A 24,848-nucleotide genomic window follows, 5' to 3' on the forward strand; every position below is an offset into this window, starting at 1 on the left:
TCTCTCGAGGTCGACATGCCCTTCATGCCCGTTCCCTACGTCATCGAGCAGACTCACCGCGGTGAGCGCTCGTACGACATCTACAGCCGGCTCCTGAAGGACCGCATCATCATGCTGGGCACTGAAATCGACGATGACGTGGCGAACGTCATTGTCGCCCAGTTGCTCTTCCTCGAGTCCGAGGACCCGGACAAGGACATCAACATCTACATCAACTCGCCGGGTGGGTCCGTCACGGCGGGCATGGCCATCTACGACACGATGCAGTACGTCAAGCCGCCGGTGTCCACCATCTGCGTGGGCCAGGCGGCGTCGATGGGGGCCGTGCTCCTGCTGGCCGGGACGAAGGGCAAGCGGTACGCCTTGCCCTCCAGTCGCATCATGATTCACCAGCCGCTGGGCGGTGTGCGGGGACAGGCCACGGATATCGAAATCCAGGCCAAGGAGATCCTCCGGATGAAGGCGAAGCTCAACGAGCTCATCGTCAAGCACACCGGGCAGTCCATCGAGCGGGTGGAGAAGGACACGGACCGCGACTACTTCATGGGTGCGACGGAGGCGAAGGCGTACGGAATCGTCGACGAAATCCAGAACCCGCGGAAGGTCGTGGGGCTGGGCAAGGACGACAAGAAGTAAGCGGTCGCCGGGGCTTGACGCCTCGGCGGGTGGCCGGAGACGCGGGAATTCGCCCCCGTGCCTCCGGCTTTCTGCTTTCTGCGCCGACCCCCACCCCCTTGTTAAGTACCGGGAAGGCGCGTGGACGTCCCAGACAGGGGCTGACTAGATTGCCTTGAGGCCAAGGCGGGTGGCGCAAACCAGGGCGGCGGCTTTCAAGACGCGGCGAGGGATTTCATGGCGGGCAAGAACGTGGAGAAGCGAGACAACCAGACCCTCTGCTGCTCCTTCTGCGGGAAGTCGCAGAAGGAAGTGAAGAAGCTCATCGCGGGGCCGACGGTCTACATCTGCGACGAGTGCATCGGGCTGTGCAACGACATCATCGCGGAGGAGATCGACCGCGAGGAGACCAAGGACACCAAGCTGCGCATCCCCCGGCCCTCTGAAATCAAGGCCGTGCTGGACGAGTACGTCATCGGCCAGGAGCGCGCGAAGAAGACGCTGTCGGTGGCCGTGCACAACCACTACAAGCGCATCGAGTCCAAGGTCGCCCTGGAGGACGTGGAGCTCCAGAAGAGCAACATCCTCCTGCTCGGCCCCACGGGCAGCGGCAAGACGCTGCTGGCCCAGACGCTGGCGCGCATCCTCAACGTCCCCTTCACCATCGCCGACGCCACGTGCCTCACCGAGGCCGGCTACGTGGGCGAGGACGTCGAGAACATCATCGTCAACCTGCTCCAGGCGGCCGACCACGACATCGAGCGGGCGCAGCGCGGCATCGTCTACATCGACGAAATCGACAAGATTGCCCGCAAGTCGGAGAACCCCTCCATCACCCGCGACGTCAGCGGCGAGGGGGTCCAGCAGGCCCTGCTGAAGATCATCGAAGGCACGGTGGCCAACGTTCCGCCCAAGGGGGGCCGCAAGCACCCGCAGCAGGAGTTCCTGCAGGTGGACACCACCAACATCCTCTTCATCTGCGGCGGCGCCTTCGGCGGGCTGGACCAGGTGATTGAGCGGCGCCTGGGCGGGCGCAGCCTGGGCTTCGGCGCGGACATCCAGTCGAAGAAGCAGCGCAACCTCACGGAGCTGCTCAAGCACGTGGAGCCGGAGGACCTGCTCAAGTTCGGCATGATTCCGGAGTTCATCGGCCGACTGCCCATCATCACCGCGCTGGAGGAGCTGGATGAGCCCGCGCTCATCAACATCCTCAACCAGCCGAAGAACGCGCTCACCAAGCAGTACCGCAAGCTCTTCGAGCTGGACGGCGTGGCGCTGAAGTTCACCGATGGCGCCCTCAAGGCCATCGCCAGCGAGGCCATCCGCCGCAAGGCCGGTGCCCGTGGCCTGCGCTCCATCCTGGAGTCGGCCATGCTGGACGTGATGTACGAAATCCCGTCCCGCAAGACGGTGCGCGAGGTGCTCATCTCCGAGGAGGTCATCCTCAAGAAGAGCGAGCCCGTCGTGCTCCATGCCGCGACGGACAAGGAGCCGGCGGAGCCCAAGAAGGAATCCGCCTGAGCCACCGGGGCCTCTTCCAGGGGCCCTCGGGGTGAGGTGACGGGGCGCGTCAAGGGCCAGCAGGAGGGCCCGGCGCGCCCCTCGCATTCGGAAGGGACGGGCGGCCGCGAGCCGCCCACGGTTTTTGTGGGACGGGCCGGGGGCTTTCTGTATGTGCTGACTCCATGAGACAGCTCTCCGTGCCTGCTTTGATGATGCTCGTCGCTTGTGCTGGCTCCGGGCCAGCGGTGCGGGAGGCACCCTCGGAGGTGCCTGCCCAGGAGGAACGCGCTCGCATGTCATACCCGGCGACACGGGTGGACGCGGTGGTGGACACGCTGCACGGCGTGCAGGTGCCGGACGCCTACCGCTGGCTGGAGGACGAGAAGGCCCCGGAGGTGCAGGCGTGGATGAAGGCGCAGGATGCCTTCACGCGCTCGGCGCTGGCGGGCTCGCCCGTCCGGGACTCGCTGGTGAAGCGCTTCCGCGAGCTGTTCTACGTGGACTCCATTTCCATGCCCCGGAAGCGCTCGGGCCGTTACTTCTACTCGCGCACGCACAAGGACAAGGAGAAGGCCGTCCTCTACTGGCGTGACGGAGAGAAGGGCGCGGAGAAGGTCCTGCTGGACCCCAATGGCTGGAGCGCGGATGGCTCCATCTCCCTGGGCACCTGGGAGCCGTCCTGGGACGGCAAGAAGGTGGTCTTCGCGCGCAAGCCCAACGCGGCCGATGAGGCGGTGCTGCACGTGGTGGACGTGGACTCGGGCCAGTGGTCCCAGGTGGACGTCATCGAGGGCGCCAAGTACGCGGCGCCCCGGTGGACGCCGGACAGCCAGGGTTTCTATTACGAGTGGCTGCCCACGGATGCCTCCATCCCCGTGGACGCGCGCCCTGGCTACACGTCCCTGCGCTTCCACGTGCTGGGCAAGAGCCCCGGCTCGGACGCGCTGGTGCACCCGCACACGGGGGACCCGACGACGTTCCTCTCCGGCGACCTGAGCCGCGATGGAAAGTTCCTCTTCGTCTACATCCTCCGCGGCTGGAGCGAGAACGACGTCTACTGGAAGCGGCCGGGCGAGAAGGACTTCCGCCTGCTCGTGAAGGGGGAGGGCGCCAAGTACAGCGTCCAGGCCTGGAAGGGCCGCTTCTACGTCACGACCGACGAGGGCGCGCCCCGTCAGCGCGTCTTCGAGGTGGACCCCGCGAAGCCCGAGCGCGCCGCGTGGAAGGAGATCGTCCCCGAGGACCCGGTGGCCTCGCTCCAGGGCGTGAACATCGTCGGGGAGCACCTGGCGCTGGAGTACATGAAGGACGCCACCACGCAGGTCCGCGTGGCGACGCTGCGGGGTGTCCCCGTGCGCCAGGTGGAGCTGCCCGGCGTGGGCGCCGCCTCCAACTTGGCGGGTCTGGAGGACGAGGACGACGCGTACTTCGTCTTCACCTCCTTCACCACCCCGCGGCAGGTCTTCAAGACGTCGGTGAAGAGCGGCAAGTCGGAGCTGTGGGCCAAGGTGGAGCTGCCCGTGGACTCGTCGGCCTACCAGGTGGACCAGGTCTTCTACCCCTCCAAGGACGGCACCCGCGTCCCCATGTTCGTGGTGTACCGCAAGGGCCTGAAGCGCGATGGCACGGCGCCCACGCTGCTCTACGGGTACGGCGGCTTCAACGTGAACATGGAGGCCAACTTCCGGGCCAGCATCCTGCCCTGGCTGGACGCGGGCGGGGTGTACGCGGTGGCCAACCTGCGCGGGGGCGGCGAGTACGGCAAGGACTGGCACGAGGCCGGGCGCCTGGCGCGCAAGCAGAACGTCTTCGACGACTTCCACGCCGCGGCCGAGTACCTGGTGCGTGAGAAGTTCACCCAGGCCCGGCGGCTGGCCATCCAGGGAGGCAGCAACGGCGGCCTCCTGGTGGGGGCGGCCATGACTCAGCGCCCGGAGCTGTACGGGGCCGTGGTGTGCCAGGTCCCCTTGCTGGACATGGTCCGCTACCACCTCTTCGGCAGCGGCCGGACGTGGATTACGGAGTACGGGACGGCGGAGAAGGTGGACGACTTCCAGACGCTGCACGCCTACTCGCCCTACCACCACGTCCAGACGGGCGTGCGCTACCCCGCGCTGCTGATGATGTCCGCGGACCACGATGACCGGGTGGACCCGCTGCACGCGCGCAAGTTCGTCGCGGCGGTGCAGAACGCGGCGGGCAACCAGGCCCCCGCGCTCCTGCGCATTGAAGTCAACGCGGGACATGGTGGCGCGGACCAGGTGGCCAAGAGCATTGAATCCTCCGCGGACATGTACGCGTTTCTTTTCAAGGTGTTGGAGGTTGGTGGGCTCCAGGGTGGGGAGGCAGCGCAGGGGCGCTGACACCCTGGGCGGACGCCCAAGGCAGCTGCGGGTGTTCCCTTGATGGCAGGAGGACGTTTCCCAATCTTGAGGCGGGGAACGGCACCTGAAACCGACGTGTTATAGACGTGCTTCACCCCGGGTACGCGCTTGGGAGTTCGAGCAACCGGGCAACTCTTCAGGGGCCTACCCCCCCGGTAGGCCAGCAGGTGGCGGATACATGTTCTTCGGACGTGACGACAAGAAGGAAGCCCAGAAGCGGGGACTCACCGTCCCGCTCTTGCCCCTTCGGGACATCATCGTGTTCCCGCACATGGTGGTTCCGCTGTTCGTCGGCCGGGAGAAGTCCATCGCGGCGTTGAAGGACGCGATGGCGCACAAGGGGCCGGACGACAAGGCCGTCATCCTGCTGGCCGCCCAGAAGAAGGCCAAGACGAACGACCCCTCTCCCGACGACATCTTCCACTTCGGAACCATGGGCCATGTCATCCAGCTCCTGCCGTTGCCAGATGGCACGGTGAAGGTGCTGGTGGAGGGCGTGCGCAGGGCGAAGGTGAAGAAGTTCCACCCCAACGACGCCTTCTTCATGGTGGAAGTGGAGGAGGTGGAGGAGCAGACGGAGAAGAGCGTGGAGCTGGAGGCGCTGGTTCGCAGCGTCCACTCCGTGTTCGAGGCCTTCGTCAAACTCAACAAGCGCATCCCGCCCGAGATGCTGATGCAGGTGGCCAGCATCGACGACCCGGCGCGGCTCGCGGACACCATCGTCGCGCACCTGTCGTTGAAGCTGAACGACAAGCAGGCGCTGCTCGAGACGGAGTCTCCGGCGAAGCGGCTGGAGAAGCTCTACGAGCTGATGCAGGGCGAAATCGAGATTCTCCAGGTGGAGAAGAAGATTCGCACGCGCGTCAAGAAGCAGATGGAGAAGACCCAGAAGGAGTACTACCTGAATGAGCAGATGCAGGCCATTCAGAAGGAGCTGGGTGAGCGCGACGAGTTCAAGAACGAGATTCAGGAGATTGAAGAGAAGCTGAAGAACAAGCGGATGAGCAAGGAGGCCACGCTCAAGGTCAAGAAGGAGCTGAAGAAGCTCCGGATGATGAGCCCGATGAGCGCCGAGGCCACGGTCGTCCGCAACTACATCGACTGGATCATAAGCCTGCCCTGGTACGACGAGACCCAGGACCGGCTGGACGTGACGGAAGCGGAGACGGTGCTCAACGAGGACCACTACGGCTTGAAGAAGCCGAAGGAGCGCATCCTCGAGTACCTGGCGGTGCAGCAACTGGTGAAGAAGCTCAAGGGCCCCGTGTTGTGCTTCGTGGGTCCTCCGGGCGTGGGCAAGACGTCGCTGGCGCGCTCGATTGCCCGGGCGACGGGCCGCAAGTTCGTGCGCCTGTCGCTGGGCGGTGTGCGTGACGAGGCCGAGATTCGCGGCCACCGGCGCACGTACATCGGCGCGATGCCGGGCAAGCTCATCCAGTCGCTGAAGAAGGCGGGCAGCAACAACCCCGTCTTCCTGCTCGACGAAATCGACAAGATGTCCACGGACTTCCGAGGCGACCCGAGCGCGGCGCTCCTGGAGGTGCTGGACCCCGAGCAGAACCACAACTTCAACGACCACTACCTGGACCTCGACTACGACCTGTCCAAGGTGATGTTCATCTGCACCGCGAACACGATGCACAACATCCCCGGTCCGCTGCAGGACCGCATGGAGGTGATTCGCATCGCGGGGTACACCGAGCCGGAGAAGCTCTCCATCGCCCGGCGCTACCTCATCCCGAAGGAGCAGGAGGCCAACGGGCTGTCGGACATCAAGGTCGACTTCAGCAACGAGGCGCTGCGGACCATCATCCACCGGTACACCCGGGAGTCCGGCGTTCGCTCGCTGGAGCGCGAGATTGGCGGCGTGTACCGGAAGATTGCCCGCGACGTGCTGAAGAACGGCAAGCGGGACATCGAGGTGGACCGGAAGATGGCCATGAAGTTCCTGGGCACCCCGCGCTACCGCTACGGCGTGGCGGAGCGGGAGGACCAGGTGGGCATCGTCACGGGTCTGGCGTGGACGGAACTGGGCGGTGAAATCCTCACCACCGAGGCCACCGTCATGCCGGGCAAGGGCAAGCTCATCATCACCGGCAAGCTGGGCGAGGTGATGCAGGAGTCCGCCCAGGCGGCCATGTCCTACGTGCGCAGCCGCGCGGAGCGCTTCGGCATCGACCGCAAGGTGTTCGAGAACTACGACATCCACGTGCACCTGCCGGAGGGCGCGATTCCCAAGGACGGTCCGTCCGCGGGTGTCACCATCTGCACGGCGCTGGTGAGCGCGCTCACGCGAGTGCTCATCCGTCGCGATGTCGCGATGACGGGTGAAATCACCCTGCGCGGGCGGGTGCTGCCCATCGGCGGCTTGAAGGAGAAGACGCTGGCGGCGCACCGGGCGGGCATCAAGACGGTGCTCATCCCGAAGGCGAACAAGAAGGACCTGAAGGACATCCCGCTGAAGATTCGCAAGCAGCTGCGCATCGTCCCGGTGGAGTTCGTGGACGACGTGCTGCGCGAGGCCCTGGTGCTGGAGAAGCCCGAGGAGTTCGGCCGTAAGCCGGTCTCCGACGGACTCAAGCTGCCTACGACGACGGAGACGCCGTCCTCGCCGGCTCCGGCGCCGGTGTAGCGGTGGGATGACGCGGGGGGCCTCGGCCTTCCGCGAGTGACTCGAAGCCAGGGCGCCGGTGCGATTCGCCGGTCCCCTGGCTTCTGTCTTTCTGGGGCAGGCGGGCAGGGGGCACGGGCTTCTGTGTCCTCGGGTGCGTGCTTCGCGGTACAACGCGGGACGGTGGCTCCTCGCGCTCGACTCGCCTGGTGGTGTCTGTTGCTGGCCTGGGTGACCGGGGCCTGTGGACCTTGCGGCTTCCAGCCCGACGCGGGCGTGAAGGTGGTGGTGCCCGCGATGCCCACCACTCTGGACTGGAGTCACTCGGACCCGGACAGCTGGGCCAACTATCCGGTGATGCTGGCGACGCAGCGGGGGCTCACGGTGCTGGGCTCGGACCACGCGGTGCGGTCGGGACTGGCGGAGCGCTGGGAGCGGTCTCGCGATGCGCAAGGGCGTGAGGTCTACGTCTTCCACCTGCGCCGGGACGTGAGCTGGTCGGATGGCTCGCCGCTGGTGGCGCGCGACTTCGTCGTGGGGTGGCGGCGCGCGCTGCGTGGGCGTGAGCGCGGGGAGATGGCGGACCTGGAGGGCGCGGCGGAGGCGCTCGCGCTCCAGGACCGGATGGCTCCCGAGGCCGACATCGTCGCGGCGCTGGAGAGGGTGGGCGTGGAGGCCGTGGACTCGCACACGTTGCGGGTGACGCTGGCGCATCCGCGCAGCTACTTCCTGGCCCGTGTGGCGAATGTGTACATCTTCTACCCCGCGCCGTCGGCGGACCTGGAGGGGCGCTCGGTGGAGGAGGTTCGGGACTACTTCGACCGGCCTCGCGATGGACGTCCGTTGGCGCTGGGGCCGTATCGGGTGGAGAGCTGGGACCGCGCGGGGGAGCGGGTGCGGTTGGTCTACAACCCGCGCTCGGCGTTTCCGCCGCCGCTGGCCGAGGGCGAGTCGCCCGTGCCCGTCATCACGTTGATGAAGTCGGAGATTGGTCCGGCGCTGTATGAGCGGGGGAGGGTGGACTTCGTCTTCGTGGACAGCGCCGCGGCGCTTCGGGTGAAGCGGCCGGAGGACCTCCAGCGCGAGCCGCTCCTGTCCACGTACTACCTGGCCTTCAACACGGAGCGGGCGCCGCTGGACAGGCCCGAGGTCCGTCGCGCTTTGTCTCGGGCGTTGGACCGGGAGGCGCTGGTGTCGGGGCTCTTGCCGGCGGCTCGGCCTTCCCATGTCCTGCTTCCTCCGGAGCTGCCCGGGGCTGCTTCGTCCGACGAAGCGGCGCGTCTGCCGCACTACGAGCCGGAGCGCGCGAAGGCGGAGCTGGCGGGAGTGCCTGGGATGGAGCGGCCGCTGCGGCTCGTGTATCGCAGTGGCGACAACTTCGTGCCCGAGGTGGCCATCGCGGAGCGCATCGTGGCGCAGCTCGCGCGGGTGGGCGTGCAGGTGGTGCTGGAGGCTCGCTCGGACTTCTCGGCGGAGATTGCGCGGCGCACGGCGCAGGGGCCTCGCGCGTACGACTTGTACCTGCGCAGGCTGGGCGGGGACTACGCGCACCCGAACACGTTCTTCACGCTGTTCGAGCGCTCGGGCAATCACCAGACGGGCTGGGAGACGCAGGGCGGTGGTGAGCCCATGGGGCGATTCGAGCGGCTCCTGGAGGCGGCGGATGGGGAGGCGGACGAAGGGAAGGCGCGTGCGCTGTATACGCAGGCGCAGGAGGTGCTGGTCGGGGAGCAGGCGGTGATTGCGCCGGTGTACCACCCGGACCGCTACTTCCGGGCGCGCGACACGCTGCGCGGATTGGATGTGGACCCGTTCAACTTCCTGGCGCTGCGCACGCTGCGGATGTCCGCGCCTGTCCCCGAGGCGAAGCGGGCGGAGGGCACGCCGTGACGACGTTGCGCGAGAGGGTGTTGCGAGTGCTGGTCCTCGAGCGCCCGCGCCGTGCGGAGGGCACGCCGTGATGACGTTGCGCGAGCGGGTGTTGCGAGTGCTGGTCCTCGAGTGCCCGCGCCGTGCGGAGGGCACGCCGTGATGACCTTGTTCGAGCGGGTGTTGCGAGTGCATGTCCTCGAGTGCCCGAGCCATGTGGAGGGCACGCCGTGACGACCTTGTTCGAGCGGGTGTTGCGAGTGCATGTCCTCGAGTGCCCGAGCCATGTGGAGGGCACGCCGTGACGACCTTGTTCGAGCGGGTGTTGCGAGTGCATGTCCTCGAGTGCCCGAGCCGTCAGGTGCCTTCGTGAGGACCCTGTTCCAGAAGTTGGGCCGGCAGCTCGTGCTGGTGCCCGTGGTGGCGGTGGCCTCGTACTTCCTCATGGCCATGTTGCCGCTCACCACGGAGAGCGATGCGAAGCGGCAGGTGTCCCCGGAGCTCGCGGCTTCGTACAAGCGCGACCTGGGCATCGGTGAGCCGCTCGGATTCCTGCGGCCTTGGGAGAAGCTCTGGCGCGGCGAGCGGCTCGGCACGAGTGCGCAGGGCATCACGGGGGATGAGCTCGCGCGCAAGCTGTCCGGCAGCGTCGGTGTGGGCATGATGGCGCTCCCGTTGGCGCTGGCCTGGGCGCTGGGCTTCGCGCTGGTGCGGACGCAGTGGCGCAAGGGGCGATGGGCCGCGCTCGGTGACATCGTTCCGGCGCTCGCTTTCGGGACCCCCGTGTTCATCCCCGCGCTGCTGTTCGCCCCCGCCGTGGTGGAGCGGGGACACATGTTGCCGGAGCTGACCGCGGCCCTGGTGACCTCCATCTGGCCCGGCATCTTCCTGGGCACGCTCGTCGGTGACGCGCTGGAGACGGAGCTCTCGCGTGACTACGTGCGGACCGCGCTGGGCAAGGGGCTCTCCCCCGGCACCGTCCTGCGCCGCCACGTATTGCCCAACGTGCTGCCCGCGCTGCTCGATGCGGTGGGCCCGGTCGCCACCACGCTGCTCGCGGGCTCATTCGCCGCCGAGCGGGTGCTCGGGCTCCCTTACTTCGGTCAGCTCTACGTGCTCGCCGTCCTCAACAAGCAGGTCGCCGTGGTGGTCGTCGCGACCACCACGTTCGCTTCGCTGCTCGTCATCGTCAGCCTCGGGGTCGAAGTGCTGCGCCATGTGGTGGACCCGCGCTCCCGGGAGGCTCGCGCATGAGCGCCGTTCCCTCTCGTGCTCGCTGGGGACTTGTGGTGCACGCGGTGGACCCGCGCTCCCAGGGGGCGCGTATGAGTGCCACTCCCTCTCGTGCTCGCTGGGGACTTTGGGTGCGCATGGTGGTCCCACGCTCCTGGGAGGCTCACGCATGAGTGCCATTCCCTCTCGTGCTCACTGGGGACTCGTGTTGCTCGTGATGACCCCGCGCTCCCGGGAGGCTCGCGCATGAGTGCCGTTCCCTCTCGTGCTCGATGGGGACTCGTGTTGCTCGTGGGCCTTGGGGTCCTGAGCCTTGTGGCCGGGCGCCTCTTCCCCGAGACGCTCGCCAGCACCTGCCCGCTGGGCGTCGACCCGATGCGGCCCGACCGCACCGTCTGCGAGCTGGCCTTCGGTGGGCTCTGGGTCTCCCTCGCCATCGGCCTCTGCGCGGGTGGTCTCGCCACGCTCATCGGCCTGTTGGTCGCGGCCTTGGCGCGACTGCTGGGCGGCGCATGGGAGCAGACGATTCTTCGCGGCGTCGATGCCGTCTTCGCGCTGCCCGACGTGCTCGTGGTGATGGTGCTCCAACTCGCGGGCCAGTCGCTCGCGGACGCGGGACACAGTGGGGGACTGGGGCCCTTCGGGTTGATGGTCGCCTCGCTCGCGCTCGTGGGTTGGGCGGGGCCCGCGCGCATGTTCCGCAACCGCCTGGCCACCCTCGAGGGACAGGAGTTCGTCGCCGCTGCCCGTGCCCTGGGCGGCGGAGGCCCCCATATCCTTCGCGTCCACCTGTGGCCCGCGCTGCGCCCCTTCGCGCTGGCCGTGTTCCTCAGTCGCCTGCCCACCGCCATCCTCACCGAGTCCACGGTGAGCTTCTTCGGCATCGCCCGGATGGAGCCCATGTCCCTGGGCCGCTACCTGGGCACCAGCTACGCGGCGCTCATCTACGAGGGCGGCTCGCGCGTCGTCCTCCCCGCCTGGGCGCTCCTGGTCCTCCTGGTGCTCGGCGCATCGCTCGCCTCCCAGGCACTCTCGGCGAGCCCTCGCAAGGCCACCTGAGCCTCGGGCCTCCCCTGCGGGGTGCATGGAATTCCCACCGTGGAAATGTGGGTTCCCATCACACGGAACCTTTTTTCCCATCGGTGACCCTCATGTCCCTGCCCACCACCGAAGAGTTGATCCCCGTGCTCGACGGCGAAGCCAAGGAGCGCACCGAGCGCGACGACGGGCTGAAGCTGGAGCCCGTGCGCAGCGCCGTACTCGTCGTCGAGGACGACCCGGCCCACCGCGAGATCCTGGTCGAGATGCTCGCGGACTGGGGCTACGAGCCGATGCCCGTGGGCAGCGCCGAGGAGGCGGAGTTCGCCGTGCGCAACAAGCGCATGGACGCCGCCATCGTCGACGTGTTCCTCCCCGGCCGCAGCGGTGCCACGCTGATGTCACGGCTGCGCGAGCGCTTCCCTCAAGCGGTGCTCATCGGCGTGAGCGCGATGAGTGACTCGGCCATGGCGCGCAAGTGCAAGGGCCTGGGCGCGGACCTCTTCATCGGCAAGCCCCTGAACCCCGAGCGGCTCTCCGAGGCGCTCCAGTCCAAGCACACCAGCTGGCACTGAGAGCCCAAGGCCCCGCCGAGCGGCGCGCACAATCCCACGAGTGGGGCGGTTCCGGTTGCGCCGCCCGCTCGAACGGTTGATGCTCGCTCCGTGAAGAACCTTGCTCCCGGCTTCCTGCTGGCCATGCCTCAGCTCGGGGACCCGAACTTCTACCGCTCCGTCATCCTGATGATCGAGCATGGGGAGTCCGGCTCCATGGGGCTCGTCGTGAACCGGGGCGCGGCGCTGACCCTGGGGGAGCTGGCGCGAGGGCAGAAGCTGGACATCCACACCGACCGCTCCAGTCACCCGGTCTTCGTCGGCGGCCCCGTGGAGCCCCAGCGGGGCTTCGTGCTGCACGACGATGACGAGCTGCTCGAGAAGCACTCGGTGCTGCCGGGCCTGTTCCTCAGCGTGACGCTGGACGCGCTGGGGCCCTTGTTGGAGCGGGCCTCTCCCCGGCTGCGGTTCTGCCTGGGCTATGCGGGCTGGGGCCCTCGGCAGCTGGAGAGTGAAATCGCGGCGGGCTCGTGGCTCTTCACGGAGGCCACCGCGGAGGCGGTGCTGGGCCAGGAGCCCGGCAAATTGTGGGAGACCACGTTACGTGGCATGGGCGTGGACCCGGCCATGTTGGTCATGGGAAGGGGAATGAACTGATGCTCGACGCAGACTTCATCCGCAGCCGCATCCTGGAGGCCCTGCCGGGCTCCGAGGTGGAGGTGCGGGATACGACGGGGACGGGAGACCACTTCGAGGCTCGTGTCGTCAGCCCCGACTTCGCCGGCAAGATGATGGTCCAGCAGCACAAGCTCGTGTATGCGCCGCTTCAGACGTGGTTGGAGACCGGCGAGCTGCACGCACTCGCCCTGAAGACGTACTCGCCCGAGCAGTGGAAGAAGCTCGGGAACCGCTAGAGAAAGAGACCTTTGCCATGACCCCAGAGCTCAAGGCCCGGTTCGACCAGCTGACCCAGTCGCACCCCATCGTCCTCTTCATGAAGGGCAACGCCCTGTTCCCCCAGTGCGGCTTCTCCGCGCGGGCGCTGTCGCTGCTGCAGCCCCTTGGTGAGGTCTTCACGGTGGACGTGCTGGCCGACCCCGAGATCCGCCAGGGCATCAAGGACTACACGAACTGGCCCACCATTCCGCAGATCTTCATCCGCGGGCAGTTCATCGGCGGCTCGGACATCCTGGGCGAGCTGGCCGAGCGGGGCGAGCTGGCCGACCTGGTCGCCGGCAAGCCGCCCGCCTGAGATTCCGTCTGGAACGACGTGGGGGAGGGCAGACCCGACCCCACGTCCGCGGCTAGAATGGGCGGCCGCAACCGCGAGGAATCTCCGTGGTCACCGCCACTCCGCCCAACAGCTCCGAGAAGAACGAAGAGACCGCCGACCCATCCGGTAACCCGGCGCCGGTCCCCGCTGCTCCCCCGAATGCCGCCGTCGCGCTGACGGACACCCCCCAGGGCGCCTCGCCCGCGGCGGTGGACCCCGACGACCTGGTGGCCACGGAGAAGACGCCCACCTTGATGGACAAGGTGCAGGCGTTCCGCACCCGCCACGAGAAGTGGGAGATGGCCGCCTTCTTCTTCGGCGGCTTCCTCTACGACATCGTCTCCCTGAGCCGCATCGACGACAAGCTCACGCTGGTGCAGAGCTTCGGCTACCTGCTCATCCTGGCGTCGCTGCTGCTCCTGGAGCAGCGCTACCCGGAGGGCACCGAGCCCCCCGCGCTGCTGGCGAAGGTGTGGCGCTGGAGGGAGGACGCGGTCCACTTCTTCTTCGGCAGCCTCATCAGCGTCTTCATGCTGCTCTTGTTCAAGAGCACGTCGGGCTTCATGCCCTACCTCTTCGTCGTGGCCCTCTTCGGGTTGCTGGTGGCGAACGAGCTGCCGCGCTTCCGGCAGATGGGCCCTGTCGTCCGCGTGTCGCTGCTCAGCCTCTGCGTGACGATGTACTTCGCGTGCCTGCTGCCGGTGCTGATTGGCCGCATCGGCTTCTGGGTGTTCCTGCTGGCCGTGACGCTGGGCAGCGCGAGCATGTACGGGCTGATGCGGCTGATGGCGCGCTGGCGCACGGACGTGGAATACGTGGTGCGGAAGGTGGCGGTGCCGGGCTTCGGTGTGCAGGCCGCGCTGCTGGTCTGCTACCTGGTGGGTGTCATCCCGCCTGTGCCCCTCGCCGTGCAGTACGCGGGCATCTACCACGAGGTGAAGCGCGTCAGCCCGGGCGTGTACCAGCTCACGTCGGTGGACGACTCCATCTGGTACAAGCCGTGGACGTGGTTCGGTCCGGACTTCGTGATTCGGCCCGGCGACAAGCCGTACTACTTCTTCCGCATCTTCGCGCCGAAGAACTTCGCGCCGTACAAGGTGCGCGTGCGCTGGTACTACGACCACCCGGAGAAGGGCTGGACGACCAACGGCAACGGCTTCATCGCCAACGTCAGCAGCAACGGGACGGATGGCGGCTACCGCTACTACGCCACCACGTCCAACCTGAAGCCCGGCAACTGGCGCGTCGTGCTGGAGACGGAGGCCGGGCATGAAATCAACCGCCTGTCCTTCACCGCGGGCGCCGATGAGCGCACCGAGCCTCGCGAGCTCAAGGTGGAGTACTCCACGCTCAAGGAGGTCATCCCCCTGTCCGCGGAGGCGTTCGAGAAGACGCGCAAGCCCACGGGGACGGTGCCCTCGGAGCCCGCCTCGCCGACGCCTGCTCCGGCCGCCGAGGCCCCCGCGCCTCCCGCGCCCCCCGCGCCCCTGGAGGGCGCACCGGCGCAGTGAGGCCCGCTGATACCTGACAGAGCGCTGTCACGCCCGTCCGTCATGGTGGAGCCCGTCAAGTCGTCGAGTCGCTCCGGACTCGTAGGACCCCAGGCTCCCCCATGATTCCCATCTCCTTGATGATGTTGCCTTTTCCCTTCGCTCCGGTCGATGAGGGGCGCTCCAAGGCAGCAAGCGCGAAGAGAACAGGAAGGCGTCCCCGCATGACTCAGGAGGTTCGAAGTCCGCGCCGCGCAACAAAGGGCGGACTGGCACCTGTTCTATCCACCCGGGAGCTGAACCGGGCGCTGCTCCAGCGGCAGTTCCTGGTGAGCCGGACCCGCCGCCCGCTGCTGGAGGTCATCGAGCACCTCATTGGACTCCAAGCCCAGGCCGGAAACGCGCCCTATGTGGGCCTCTGGACGCGGATGGAGGACTTCAAGCTCGAGGACCTGACCCGGGCCTATGAAGCTCGGAGCGTGGTGCGCGCCTCGATGATGCGCTCCACCCAGCACCTGGTCACCGCGCGCGACTGTCACGCCCTCCGCCCCGTGCTTCAGCCGGTGTTGGACCGGATGATCAAACACAGCCCCTTCCCACGCGAGCTGGAGGGGTTGGACATGGCGCAGGTGTTCGCGGAGGGGCGCCGGTTGATGGTGGAGGAGCCCTTGAGCGCGGCGGAGCTCGGGCGGCGTCTCCAGCTGAAGTGGCCGGACCGGGATGGCGCCGCGTTGAGCATGGTGGTCCGGATGGCGGGGGCGCTCATCACCGTGCCCCCCTTCGGGACGTGGGGCGTGGGCGGAGAGGTGGAGTTCACTCCGGCCGACTCGTGGCTCGGTCCCTCCAAAGCCCCCGCGCAGTCACGTGAGGACGTGGTCCTTCGCTACCTGGGCGCCTTCGGCCCGGCGAGCGTGAAGGACATGCAGCAGTGGTCCGGGATGATTCACCTGGGCGAGGTCTTCGAGCAGCTTCGGCCTCGGCTGCGGACCTTCCGTGACGAGCAGGGCGTCGAGCTCTTCGATGTGCCGGATGCGCCTCGGCCCCACGGGGACACCCCCGTGCCGGTGCGTTTCATCCCCGACTTCGACAACCTGCTGCTGTCGCATTCGGACCGCACGCGCATCATCTCGGAGCCCCACCGCAAGCGCGTCTTCACCCTCAACGGCATCATCCGTCCGACGGTGCTGGTGGATGGTTTCGTGCGAGGGATGTGGAAGCTGGAGCGGAAGAAGGCTCAGGCCCTGCTGCGAGTCGAGCCCTTCGCCCGGCTGTCTCGCGAGGACCGCGACGCGCTCACGGAAGAGGGGATGCGGCTCTTGTCCTGCGTGGCCTCGGACGTGGCGTCCCACGACGTCCACTTCGCGCCGGTGTCCTGACGCGAGGGGCGTGGCCCGGAGCGCTCGAGGGCTCCGGGCCGGTTTCATCAGGCAGACGGCGCGCGGACTACTTGCGCTTGCCGGCCTTGGCCTTCTTCGCCTTCTTGTCCTTCGACTTCGCGGGGGACTTGTCCTGCTTCTTCGAGGCGGCCTTCTTGCCCTTCGACTTCGCGGGGGCCTTGTCGGCGTTCCACACGCCGCTCATCCACGCCTCGATGTCCTTCACCGTGCGCGGGATGTTGCCGGAGAGCACCTTGCAGCCGCGCGCGGTGACGACGAGGTCGTCCTCGATGCGCACGCCGATGCCGCGGTAGCGCGCGGGCACCGTGAGGTCGTCCTTCTGGAAGTACAGGCCCGGCTCCACCGTGAGCACCATGCCCGCCTGGAGCTTGCCGTACTTGTACGCCTCCTGCCGCGCCTGCGCGCAGTCGTGCACGTCCAGGCCGAGCATGTGGCTGACGTTGTGCAGGGAGTAGCGCTTGTAGAACTGGTGCTCGTCCTTGAGCGCCTCGGCGGCGTCCTCGAGGATGCCCAGCTTCTCGAGGCCCTTGGCCAGGACCTTCATGGCGGCGCGGTTGGGCTCCATGAAGTCGTTGCCCGGCTTCACCGCGGCGAAGGCCGCCTCCTGCGAGGCATAGACGAGGTCGTAGATGGCCTTCTGCTCCGGCGAGAAGCGGCCGGTGATGGGCAGCGTGCGGGTGATGTCCGCGGTGTAGAGCGTGTGGCCCTCGACGCCCGCGTCCAGGAGCAGGAGCTCACCGGGGACGAGCGGGCCGTCATTGCGCGTCCAGTGCAGCACGCACGCGTGCGAGCCGCTGGCGGCGATGGTGTTGTAGCCCACGTCGTTGCCTTCCACGCGGGCGCGCAGGTTGAAGACGCCCTCGACGTAGCGCTCGCTCTTGGCGTCCGCCTTCATGCTGCGGATGACGTCCTCGAAGCCGCGCTGCGTGGCGTCGATGGAGGTCTGCAGCTCGCGCAGCTCCTGCGCGTCCTTGATGAGGCGCATCTCCGACAGCGTGGTGGCCAGCGCCTTGTCGCGCTCGCCGCCCTCGGCCACCGCGCCGTCCGCCTTGGCCGAGTGGCCCCGCAGCACGCGCGTCGACGCCGCCTTGAGCCCCTTCAGGTAGTCGGCCAGCGTGTCGAGGCCGCGCGCCTCGTCCACGTCATGCCGCGCGCGGCTCTCCGGCACGCCCAGGCGCGGGCCCACCCACAGCTCGCCCTTCACGCGGTCCGTGTAGAACGTCGCGTCGGAGCGGCCCGGGTTGGGCTCCACGAAGAGGATGTCCGTGTGCCCGCCGCCGTCCTTCGGCTCGAGCACCAGCACGCAGTCCGGCTCCAGGTTGCCGGTGAGGTAGTAGAAGTCCGTGCCCGGCCGGAAGCGGTAGTAGGTGTCGTTGGCGCGCACCTTCTCGTGGCCGGTGGGGATGACGAGCGTCTCGCCGGGGTACGCCTTCGACAGCGCCTGACGGCGCGCCTTGAAGGCCCCGGCGTACTTGATTTTCGGAGGGAGCTTCTGCGCGGCGGGCTTCCAGCTCTTCAGCATGAAGTCCAACAGCGCGGGAGGAGGCGCCGAGTCGTGGCTGGCGGGCTTCGCCGCCGGAGCCTGGGGCTCGGACGTGACGAGGGGCTGCTGCTCACCGATAGCGGGCTGCGTGCTGTCGGAAGCGACCGAGGACGACGGGATGGACGTGGCCATGGCGCGGAACTCTTGAACAGCGGCCAGGGCCCTTCAAGCCCGAGATGCATCCTGACGCGGAGCATTGTCTTCCGCGAGAAGGGCCACTTGCCCGACGAGCACGGGAACCGCCGTCTCCACCCGGAGGATTCGAGGCCCCAGCGAGAAGGGGCGAAAACCGTGGGATTCCAACAGTTGCGCCTCGAAAGACACCCAACCCCCATCTGGGCCGATGGCGAGGACGGAGCGCTGGCCCGCCGCCGCGGCCACGGCGCGCAGGGGCTGGGTCGCCGGAGGGTGGGGGAGCAGGCGGGCGGCGCTGGTGGGAAACACGGCGTCGAGCTCGTCCTCGACGAAGGGGCGGAAGCGCTCCCGGACGAGGACCTCCGGGAGGTGGGTGTCGCGGGCCTGTTCCAGGCCTTGGAGCAGGAGGTCCCGGACGAAGGCGCCATCGAGGACCTTGGAGTCGAAGTAGCTCTTCTCCACGCGGGCGGCGTTGACCAGGACGATGCGGTCCACGCCGAGGGAGGCCAGGGCGGGGAGGACCTTCTTGAGGGCCTTGGGGCGGGGGATGGCGAGCAGCAGGTCGATGCCGGCTCGGGGGGGAGGGGGCTCGGTGAGGGTGGCGCGCAGGTGGAGGACGCCAGGGGTGTTCTCCAGCACCTCGCCCGTGCCGATGAGGCCCCCCAGGCGGCCGACGCGCAGGGACTCGCCGGGTTCGGCGCGGAGGACCTCTCGGGCGTGCTGGGCCCGGCGGCCGGTGAGGCGCGCGGTTCCGTCCGGCAGGAAGTCCTCGTCGAAGAGCAGCAGCAGGTTCACGAGCGCCTGTGTACCCCGCCCACGAGGGGTGGTGGGGGGCTTCTTCCGGACGGGGGCGGGCGCCAGAGCGCCAGGCGGGCCGCTGGTTCCTCCACCGGCAGTGCTTGCCCGGCCCCGGGCCGTGCCGTAAAGCCGGGCTGTGCGTTCCCTTTGTCTTCGTTGCTACCGCCCCGAGAGCGCTTGCTACTGCTCGCAACTGCCGCCCCGGTTGGACACGCGCACCCGCGTCGTCTTCCTCCAGCACCCGCGTGAGCGGCGTGTGGCCATTGGCACGGCGCGCATGGCGCACCTGGCGCTGGCGAACTCCGAGCTGCACCAGGGGGTGGACTTCACCGGACATGCGCGGCTGGAGGAGCTGGCCGCGCGGCCCGAGTCCGTCGCGGTGCTCTTCCCGGGGGAGGAAGCCATCTCGGTGGAGCAGGCGCGGATGCGTCCGCCGGAGACGCTCATCGTCGTGGATGGGACGTGGCCGCAGGCGAAGAAGGTCGTGAGCCGCAACCCGGTGCTCGCGGGGCTGCCTCGCATCGGCTTCGTGCCGCGGCGCCCGAGCAACTACCGCATTCGCGCGGAGCCCGCGGACCACTGCGTCTCGACCATCGAGGCGGTGGTGGAGATTCTGGGGTTGCTGGAGGGCGAGCCCGAGCGCTTCGACACGATGCTGCGCGCGTTCGAGTACATGGTGGACACGCAGCTGGGGCGACAGTCGACGCGCACGTCGCCCAATCGACGCCGCATCCACTATGGCCCGTGGCGTCCGCCGCTGGAGTTGCGCGAGCTGGCGGAGGGCTTCGAGAACCTGGTCGTGTTCTACGGCGAGGCGAACGCGCACCCGACGGGGGCGGACATTCCGGCGGAGCTGGTGCATGTGGTGGCGAGCAGGCCTGCCTCGGGAGAGCGCTTCGAGGCGGTCATTGCTCCCGAGCAGCCGCTGGCTCGCAGCACGCCGCTGCATGTGGAGTTGTCCGAGGACGTGTTGAGGGCGGGGGAGCCTCGGAGCGAGGCGCTGGCGCGGTTCGAGCGGTTCCTGCGTCCGAGTGATGAGCTGGCGGTGTGGACGTCGTTCGCGCTGGATTTGTTGTGGGAGGGCGGTGTGAGCCGCAGGCCCGCGCGGAACGTGCGGCTCGCCACGGCGCGGGCGCTGGAGGGGAAGGCTGGGAGCGTGGAGCACGCGATGGCGCTCTTGAGCGGTCCGGAGGTGCCGCTCTGGGCGCCTGGGCGCGCGGGGGTTCGCATCCGCGCGCTGGAGTCCGTGCTGCGTGTGCTCGTCGACCGGGGCAACGCGCGCGAGCCGATGAAGCGCGTGAAGCAGCCCGAGGTCGTGCAGGGCTGATGGAAGGGCGCGCACGCTGATGTTCGGGCTGCGCAGGCGTGAGGCGACGAAGTGCGTGACGCCTCCGCTTGCTCCCTCGGGCCGACGGCCTGTGTGCGCGCGCCTCGTCGTGGCTTGGGTGGGGATGCACCGTGGCGGGCGAACCCCGAGCCCACGCTGGCGTCGTGCGGTGCGTGAGCCGGTTATCAGGGGAGGATGGCGGCGCCTGCCTCGCGGACGTAGCGGCCGCGTGGGAACTCGTTGAGGTATTGGCGGTACTCCATCTTCGCGTCCTGTCCCTGGAGCCGCTCCTCGAAGCAGCGCGCACGGAGATAGCGCGCCTGCTCGCGATGGTCCGTGCGAGGACTTCGGTCCGCGATCTCCTCCAGCCCCGCGAGGAAGTTCTCGCACGTCCGAGGCCCCATCTGGAGCCGTGCATAGCCAAGGAACCGCTCGTCCGAATCCTTCGACAAGAGCGACATCGAGATGAGTCCCTCCGACTTCTTCTTGGGCGGAGGCGTCTGTGCCATCTGAACCGGTGGCGCGGGAGGCGGCACGGCGGGCGCGTTGTTCGTCGGGGGAGGTGGCGGCAGCGACTCCGCCACCGAGGGCGCGGGGTAGGGCGCGAACTCCTGCTCTGGATTCCCCGAGGGCGTTGACGGACTGCCTGCTTTCGCCACGGCCGTCGTGGCCCGAGGCTCTTCAGGAACCATCGTCTCCGGCGCAGCGCGCGGCACCGCCGACGCGGGGCTCTGCGGCTTGTCGTGCTTCATCGCCATGGACGCGGACATGACCTTCGACCGGGGCTCCGGCTGCGTCGATGGCGTGGTCGCGAGCGCCGGCTTCACCGTGGACGGCGCATGAGGCGCATGCGCCACGGCCGGGCGCACGGCCTGGGCTGCCTCCGGTGTGTTCGCGGCCGTGGGTACGGTGAGTCCGGCTTCCGGCAGCGCAGGCTCTGGAGACTGATTCACCGCATCCAGCGCTTCACGGTCTGGCTCGGACAAGGGCTCTTGCTTCAGCTCACTCTCGCGCTCGCTCAGCTCGATGCGCTCTCCCGCGCCCACCATCCGTGGCGGCTGGCCATCGCGCTCCACTCGCACGCGGCCCTCGGCCACCGCGACCGAGGCCCCTTCGGCTGTCCGCTCCACCGTGAACACCGTGCCCACCACCCAGACGCGCAGGTCCGCGACGTCCACGCGGAAGCCGCGTCGCTCCGCGTGCGAGGCCTTCACCGACAACCGGCCCTGATGCACCGTGAGGTGGACATCCCGAGCCTCCGCGCGAGACAGCTCCACCTCCGACTCCGCCGAGAGCTTCGCCCGACTCGCGTCCGGCAGCCGCAACATCGCCGATGCGCGCGCCGGAGTCTTGACCGCCGTGCCCGCGCTCAAGCGCATCCCGGCACGAAGCTCACGCAGCTCGCCCCCGCGCTCCTTGAGCATCGCGCCCGTGGTGCTCTCCGCATGCGCGGTGTCGCTGTCCGGCGACGACGTTGCCCCCGTCTCCGCGACCTGTGCCCCTGAGTCCGTGGGTCGCTGCTCCGCAATCACCGTGTCCGCGGGGCTCGCCTGCGTCGAAGGCTCCCTCGGAATCGCGACCCAGAAGGCCACCATCGCCGCGACAGCGCCCGCGAGCGCGAGCCCCCACGGCCACTGCACCGCCGGCAGCCTGGGCCATCGCCACCGCGCTGCATCCTCCGCCAGTCGCGCCGCCGCCTGACTCCGCAGCTTCGCCCCCAACGCATCCCACGGCACCGACGGCTGCTCCGCCCGAGCCTCCTGCACCATCGCGCGCGTCGTCCGCACGCGCTCCCATTCCTCCGCGCACTTCGCACACTGGCTCAGGTGCGCCTGCGCGCGAGTCGTCTCCTCGGCGCTCGATTCATGGGCCGCCAGCGCCCACAGCGCCTTGGTCTCAAGGTGCGCCATGGTCGCCTCCGGGGCGGCGGGTGACGAGCAGTCGCTGCATGGCCTCGTGGAACTCCCGTCGCGCGTGGTGGAGGCGGCTGCGGACGGTGTTGGGGGAGCTTCCCACGGCCTCGGCGATTTCGTCGGGGCTCATGCCGCACAGCTCGTAGTACACGAAGACGATTCGCTTCTTGGGCTTCAGCCGCTCCAACGCCACCTCCACCAGCCGAGCCGCCTGCCGCCGGGCCGCGGCCCGCTCCGGGTCCTCTCCCGGCGCCTCGCACTCCGGGGGCTCCGCGACGGAGTCCTCCGGCCTTCGCCGCTTCCAGCGCAGATGCGAGAGCGCGACGTTGGAGCACACCCGGTAGAAGAACGTGCGGAAGCGCGACTCGCCCCGGTACCCCTTCACGGCCGTCAGCAGCCGCAGGTACGTCTCCTGGAGCAGGTCCTCCACGTCGACGCGATTGCCCACCAGGTGCCGCAAGGTGCGCGCGGCGTCCACCCGGGTCAGCTCGTAGATGTGGTCAAACGCCGTGAGGTCCCCCTCCTGGAGCCGGCGCACGAGCAGGTGGAGCTGCTGGTCATCCGACGTGGGAGGTGACGAGGACTCGGGCCCCGGGCGCTCCTCGGGCGACACCGTCGCGGACAGCACCTGGGCTTCACGGAAAATCACCGGACGCTCTCCCTCCGGGACGCGCCATGAGGTCCCCCCCTGGAGGAACTCCCCGCCGTCCATGTGAAAGGTCCAGGTCAGCACACTACCTCCGCGCCCCCTGGGTCGCCGCCGCGACAGCGAACGATCAAAAAAGATTTTTGATCATCCGTCAGCGGCCAGGAGACGAACGCGGGAGAAACCGGACAACCCACCCGGTGGCCGGACCGGTTCCTGAAAGCTCGGAGTCCCCGCCCATGAGGCATCCCCCCGCCGTACGCGGTTTGCTGACGCCACTCGTCTTGCTGTTGGCCTTCCTACAAGGCTGCATCATTCGCGAGAGCGATGACGGCTGGATGGATGAAGACGACCTCTGTGCCTGCGTCTCGAGCAGCGACTGTGAGTCGGACCAGTTCTGCCGTGCCGGTTACTGTCGGGACCGCTCACCGAACGCTCGGGATTGCTTCTCGTCCACGGACTGCGAGCGCTCCGAGGTCTGCATCAACTCCGTCTGCCTCCAGCCCTGCTCGCGTCCTGGGGACTGCGGCGCGGGAGGCAAGTGTGAAGCGGGCTTCTGCGCGCCCACCACGCCTCCGTCGAGAGATGGTGGCTCCGTCGATGGAGGCCCGCGTCCCGATGGCGGCTCTCGCCCCGATGGGGGCCCGCGTCCGGACGGCGGTCATCCGCCCACCGATGGTGGCCCGGGTCCGCAGTGCTGGGTGAACAAGGATTGTGGGGCGGGGAACTACTGCATCAACAACCAGTGCTTCCGCGGCTGCACCACGGATGGGCAGTGCTCCAGCACGGAGACGTGCAGCGCCAATGTCTGCCGTCCGCGTCCCAGGGACCCGAACGCGTGCTACTCGGCGACGGACTGCTCGGGTGGCAAGGATTGCGTGAACGGCCAGTGCCGCGCGCAGTGCTCGTCCACCACGGAGTGCGCCGCGGACCACGCCTGCGAGATTGGCTACTGCCAGCCCATTCCCCACGGCGGCGAGTGCCGCGCCAACTGCGACTGCCCCTCGGGCCAGGTCTGCACGAATGGCCAGTGCCGCTCCTCGCAGCCGGACCCGGGCAAGGCGTGCCTGGCCAACTGCGACTGCCCCTCGGGTGAGGTGTGCAAGGAGGGCTACTGCCGCGCGCCGCCGCCTCCTCCGGATGCGGGCCCGGGCCCCGGTCCCGCGTGCACGGCCAACTGCGAGTGCCCCTCCGGTCAGGTCTGCACCAACGGCGCCTGCGAACAGCCGCAGCCCTCGCCCGACGCGGGCACGGTGTGCCGCGCCAACTGCGAGTGCCCCGCGTCGCAGGTGTGCGTGGAGGGGGCCTGCAGGCCCCAGGGCAGCGGCAATGCCTGTCAGGCGAACTGCGAGTGCCCCGCGGGCGAGCGCTGCGTCAACAACGCCTGCTGGCGGTAGTGCGTGAGGGGTGGCGCCCGGCTGTGTTCAGGGCGCCACCATCCGCCAGCAGCGGTGGATGTCCTTGCGTTGGAAGTCCTCGGGGATGGAGGCGGGCGTGAGCTCTTCCACGGACTTCCAGCCGCGCGCGGCCTTGGCGTCGAGCTGGAAGCCGAGGAAGTTGTTGGAGAAGTAGAGGACCCCTCCGGGCGCGAGCAGCGTCCGGAGCGCATCCAAGAGCCGTACGTGGTCCCGCTGCACGTTGAAGGAGCCCGTCATCTTCTTCGACGTGGAGAACGAGGGCGGGTCGCAGACGATGAGGTCATAGCGCTCGGCGCCCTCGGCCTGGGCGTCCACCCACGCCTTCGCGTCCGCGCGGATGAGTTCGTGGCGTGAGTTCGCCAGGCCATTCAAGTCCAGGTTGTCCTCGGCCCAGTCCAGGTACGTGTTGGACAGGTCCACCGTCACGGTGCTCGAGGCGCCCCCCGCCGCGGCGTAGACGGTGAAGGCGCCCGTGTACGCGAAGAGGTTGAGGAAGCGCTTGCCCCGGGCCTCCTCGCGCACCCGCTGACGGGTGTCCCGGTGGTCCATGAAGAGGCCGGTGTCCAGGTAGTCGCCCAGGTTGACCCAGAACTTCAGCCCGCGCTCCTCCACCACGAGCCGCCCGCTGCCCTCGCCCACCCGGCCGTACTGCGCGCGGCCCCAGGGTTGGGGCGTGTGCGTCTTCACGAAGATGCGCTCGGCGGGGACCTCCAGCACGGCGGCCACGGCCTCGAGCACTTCGGTCCGCTGCGTCTCCGCGGTGCCGGACTTGAGCGCGCGGCGGCGCGGGTACTCCGTGACGTGGACGCAGTCGCCGTAGAAGTCGATGGCGAAGGGGTACTCGGGAATGTCCCGGTCATAGACGCGGAAGGCCGTCAGCCCCTGGGCGCGGGCCCACTTGCGAAAGTGCTTCGCGCCCTTGCGGAGCCGATTGGCGAACATGCCCGCCTCGTCGCCGCCGTTGCCTCGAGTGCCTTCGGGTGCAGCCATGCCCACGCGTCCTTCCGTCCAGACCACCGGGCCCCACTCATCCCCGACTCTCCCTCGAACGACAAGCGCGGAGAGGGCGCCGCGTTCCGGCCAGGGGCGGGGGTGTCCGTT

At 68.6% G+C, this 24,848-nt stretch carries 20 protein-coding genes; 15 read left to right on the forward strand and 5 right to left on the reverse strand.

The window, feature by feature from the left end:
- Window positions 1-15: 15 nt before the first annotated feature.
- From clpP to MYSTI_RS11420, 13 genes are all read left to right on the forward strand, one after another.
- The gene (gene clpP / locus MYSTI_RS11360) at window positions 16-636 is read left to right on the forward strand and encodes an ATP-dependent Clp endopeptidase proteolytic subunit ClpP (RefSeq protein ID WP_015347887.1); all 621 of its coding nucleotides are present in this window, start codon (window positions 16-18) and stop codon (window positions 634-636) included.
- 216 nt (window positions 637-852) lie between these two features.
- On the forward strand, window positions 853-2,136 hold the full coding sequence (gene clpX / locus MYSTI_RS11365) for an ATP-dependent Clp protease ATP-binding subunit ClpX (RefSeq protein ID WP_015347888.1): 1,284 nt from the start codon (window positions 853-855) through the stop codon (window positions 2,134-2,136).
- Between the two features lie 275 nt (window positions 2,137-2,411).
- A complete protein-coding gene (locus MYSTI_RS11370; RefSeq protein ID WP_015347889.1) occupies window positions 2,412-4,481 on the forward strand; it encodes a prolyl oligopeptidase family serine peptidase in 2,070 nt (689 codons plus the stop codon).
- Between the two features lie 199 nt (window positions 4,482-4,680).
- Window positions 4,681-7,134, forward strand: coding sequence for an endopeptidase La (lon, locus tag MYSTI_RS11375; RefSeq protein WP_015347890.1), 2,454 nt, complete (start codon window positions 4,681-4,683; stop codon window positions 7,132-7,134).
- A 276-nt stretch (window positions 7,135-7,410) separates the two neighbouring features.
- A complete protein-coding gene (locus MYSTI_RS11380; protein ID WP_201768984.1) occupies window positions 7,411-9,003 on the forward strand; it encodes a peptide ABC transporter substrate-binding protein in 1,593 nt (530 codons plus the stop codon).
- Window positions 9,004-9,426: 423 nt separating this feature from the next.
- Window positions 9,427-10,236, forward strand: a complete 810-nt coding sequence (locus MYSTI_RS11385) for an ABC transporter permease subunit (RefSeq protein ID WP_420811519.1) — start codon at window positions 9,427-9,429, stop codon at window positions 10,234-10,236.
- Window positions 10,237-10,461: 225 nt separating this feature from the next.
- The gene (locus MYSTI_RS11390; RefSeq protein WP_015347893.1) at window positions 10,462-11,274 is read left to right on the forward strand and encodes an ABC transporter permease subunit; all 813 of its coding nucleotides are present in this window, start codon (window positions 10,462-10,464) and stop codon (window positions 11,272-11,274) included.
- 92 nt (window positions 11,275-11,366) lie between these two features.
- The gene (locus MYSTI_RS11395) at window positions 11,367-11,828 is read left to right on the forward strand and encodes a response regulator (protein ID WP_015347894.1); all 462 of its coding nucleotides are present in this window, start codon (window positions 11,367-11,369) and stop codon (window positions 11,826-11,828) included.
- A 90-nt stretch (window positions 11,829-11,918) separates the two neighbouring features.
- The gene (locus MYSTI_RS11400; RefSeq protein ID WP_015347895.1) at window positions 11,919-12,464 is read left to right on the forward strand and encodes a YqgE/AlgH family protein; all 546 of its coding nucleotides are present in this window, start codon (window positions 11,919-11,921) and stop codon (window positions 12,462-12,464) included.
- A complete protein-coding gene (locus MYSTI_RS11405) occupies window positions 12,464-12,721 on the forward strand; it encodes a BolA family protein (RefSeq protein WP_015347896.1) in 258 nt (85 codons plus the stop codon). Before MYSTI_RS11400 ends, MYSTI_RS11405 begins: the two co-directional genes overlap by 1 nt.
- Before the next feature lie 17 nt (window positions 12,722-12,738).
- Complete coding sequence (gene grxD, locus MYSTI_RS11410; protein WP_015347897.1) at window positions 12,739-13,059, forward strand: Grx4 family monothiol glutaredoxin; 321 nt, start codon at window positions 12,739-12,741, stop codon at window positions 13,057-13,059.
- Window positions 13,060-13,145: 86 nt separating this feature from the next.
- Window positions 13,146-14,591: a DUF2914 domain-containing protein gene (locus tag MYSTI_RS11415; protein ID WP_015347898.1), complete on the forward strand. Its 1,446-nt coding sequence runs from the start codon at window positions 13,146-13,148 to the stop codon at window positions 14,589-14,591.
- A gap of 203 nt (window positions 14,592-14,794) precedes the next feature.
- Entirely contained in the window at window positions 14,795-15,946 is a 1,152-nt protein-coding gene (locus MYSTI_RS11420; RefSeq protein ID WP_015347899.1) for a winged helix DNA-binding domain-containing protein, read from the forward strand.
- Window positions 15,947-16,013: 67 nt separating this feature from the next.
- On the opposite strand, the gene MYSTI_RS11425 is transcribed toward MYSTI_RS11420, so the two are convergent.
- Together MYSTI_RS11425 and MYSTI_RS11430 are read right to left on the reverse strand one after the other, a co-directional pair.
- Window positions 16,014-17,642 (reverse strand): aminopeptidase P family protein, encoded by a 1,629-nt coding sequence (locus MYSTI_RS11425; protein ID WP_015347900.1) that lies wholly within the window; start codon window positions 17,640-17,642, stop codon window positions 16,014-16,016.
- Window positions 17,643-17,675: 33 nt separating this feature from the next.
- Complete coding sequence (locus MYSTI_RS11430; protein WP_015347901.1) at window positions 17,676-18,440, reverse strand: 16S rRNA (uracil(1498)-N(3))-methyltransferase; 765 nt, start codon at window positions 18,438-18,440, stop codon at window positions 17,676-17,678.
- Window positions 18,441-18,579: 139 nt separating this feature from the next.
- Here MYSTI_RS11430 and MYSTI_RS11435 point away from each other — a divergent pair, with 139 nt between their 5' ends.
- A complete protein-coding gene (locus tag MYSTI_RS11435; RefSeq protein WP_015347902.1) occupies window positions 18,580-19,770 on the forward strand; it encodes a tRNA-uridine aminocarboxypropyltransferase in 1,191 nt (396 codons plus the stop codon).
- Window positions 19,771-19,955: 185 nt separating this feature from the next.
- On the opposite strand, the gene MYSTI_RS11440 is transcribed toward MYSTI_RS11435, so the two are convergent.
- Both MYSTI_RS11440 and MYSTI_RS11445 read right to left on the reverse strand, forming a co-directional pair.
- Window positions 19,956-21,680, reverse strand: a complete 1,725-nt coding sequence (locus MYSTI_RS11440) for a FecR domain-containing protein (protein WP_015347903.1) — start codon at window positions 21,678-21,680, stop codon at window positions 19,956-19,958.
- Window positions 21,667-22,332 (reverse strand): RNA polymerase sigma factor, encoded by a 666-nt coding sequence (locus MYSTI_RS11445; RefSeq protein ID WP_015347904.1) that lies wholly within the window; start codon window positions 22,330-22,332, stop codon window positions 21,667-21,669. The genes MYSTI_RS11440 and MYSTI_RS11445 overlap by 14 nt, the downstream gene beginning before the upstream one ends.
- A 335-nt stretch (window positions 22,333-22,667) precedes the next feature.
- On the opposite strand from MYSTI_RS11445, the gene MYSTI_RS11450 reads away from it, so the two are divergent.
- Window positions 22,668-23,726, forward strand: a complete 1,059-nt coding sequence (locus tag MYSTI_RS11450; RefSeq protein ID WP_233278237.1) for a DUF7107 domain-containing protein — start codon at window positions 22,668-22,670, stop codon at window positions 23,724-23,726.
- A 27-nt stretch (window positions 23,727-23,753) separates the two neighbouring features.
- Here MYSTI_RS11450 and MYSTI_RS11455 read toward each other — a convergent pair whose 3' ends face one another.
- Window positions 23,754-24,737, reverse strand: coding sequence for a class I SAM-dependent methyltransferase (locus tag MYSTI_RS11455; RefSeq protein ID WP_015347906.1), 984 nt, complete (start codon window positions 24,735-24,737; stop codon window positions 23,754-23,756).
- Between the last annotated feature and the right edge of the window lie 111 nt (window positions 24,738-24,848).

Source organism: Myxococcus stipitatus DSM 14675 (assembly GCF_000331735.1).
Taxonomy (GTDB): domain Bacteria; phylum Myxococcota; class Myxococcia; order Myxococcales; family Myxococcaceae; genus Myxococcus; species Myxococcus stipitatus.

What these genes read in the sequence shown, in the direction of transcription:
- clpP (WP_015347887.1), top strand. Translation starts at nt 16, where the DNA reads ATGCCCTTCATGCCCGTTCCCTACGTCATCGAGCAGACTCACCGCGGT.
- clpX (WP_015347888.1), top strand. Translation starts at nt 853, where the DNA reads ATGGCGGGCAAGAACGTGGAGAAGCGAGACAACCAGACCCTCTGCTGC.
- MYSTI_RS11370 (WP_015347889.1), top strand. Translation starts at nt 2,412, where the DNA reads ATGTCATACCCGGCGACACGGGTGGACGCGGTGGTGGACACGCTGCAC.
- lon (WP_015347890.1), top strand. Translation starts at nt 4,681, where the DNA reads ATGTTCTTCGGACGTGACGACAAGAAGGAAGCCCAGAAGCGGGGACTC.
- MYSTI_RS11380 (WP_201768984.1), top strand. Translation starts at nt 7,411, where the DNA reads ATGCCCACCACTCTGGACTGGAGTCACTCGGACCCGGACAGCTGGGCC.
- MYSTI_RS11385 (WP_420811519.1), top strand. Translation starts at nt 9,427, where the DNA reads ATGGCCATGTTGCCGCTCACCACGGAGAGCGATGCGAAGCGGCAGGTG.
- MYSTI_RS11390 (WP_015347893.1), top strand. Translation starts at nt 10,462, where the DNA reads ATGAGTGCCGTTCCCTCTCGTGCTCGATGGGGACTCGTGTTGCTCGTG.
- MYSTI_RS11395 (WP_015347894.1), top strand. Translation starts at nt 11,367, where the DNA reads ATGTCCCTGCCCACCACCGAAGAGTTGATCCCCGTGCTCGACGGCGAA.
- MYSTI_RS11405 (WP_015347896.1), top strand. Translation starts at nt 12,464, where the DNA reads ATGCTCGACGCAGACTTCATCCGCAGCCGCATCCTGGAGGCCCTGCCG.
- grxD (WP_015347897.1), top strand. Translation starts at nt 12,739, where the DNA reads ATGACCCCAGAGCTCAAGGCCCGGTTCGACCAGCTGACCCAGTCGCAC.
- MYSTI_RS11420 (WP_015347899.1), top strand. Translation starts at nt 14,795, where the DNA reads ATGACTCAGGAGGTTCGAAGTCCGCGCCGCGCAACAAAGGGCGGACTG.
- MYSTI_RS11425 (WP_015347900.1), bottom strand. Translation starts at nt 17,642, where the DNA reads ATGGCCACGTCCATCCCGTCGTCCTCGGTCGCTTCCGACAGCACGCAG.
- MYSTI_RS11440 (WP_015347903.1), bottom strand. Translation starts at nt 21,680, where the DNA reads ATGGCGCACCTTGAGACCAAGGCGCTGTGGGCGCTGGCGGCCCATGAA.
- MYSTI_RS11450 (WP_233278237.1), top strand. Translation starts at nt 22,668, where the DNA reads ATGGATGAAGACGACCTCTGTGCCTGCGTCTCGAGCAGCGACTGTGAG.
- MYSTI_RS11455 (WP_015347906.1), bottom strand. Translation starts at nt 24,737, where the DNA reads ATGGCTGCACCCGAAGGCACTCGAGGCAACGGCGGCGACGAGGCGGGC.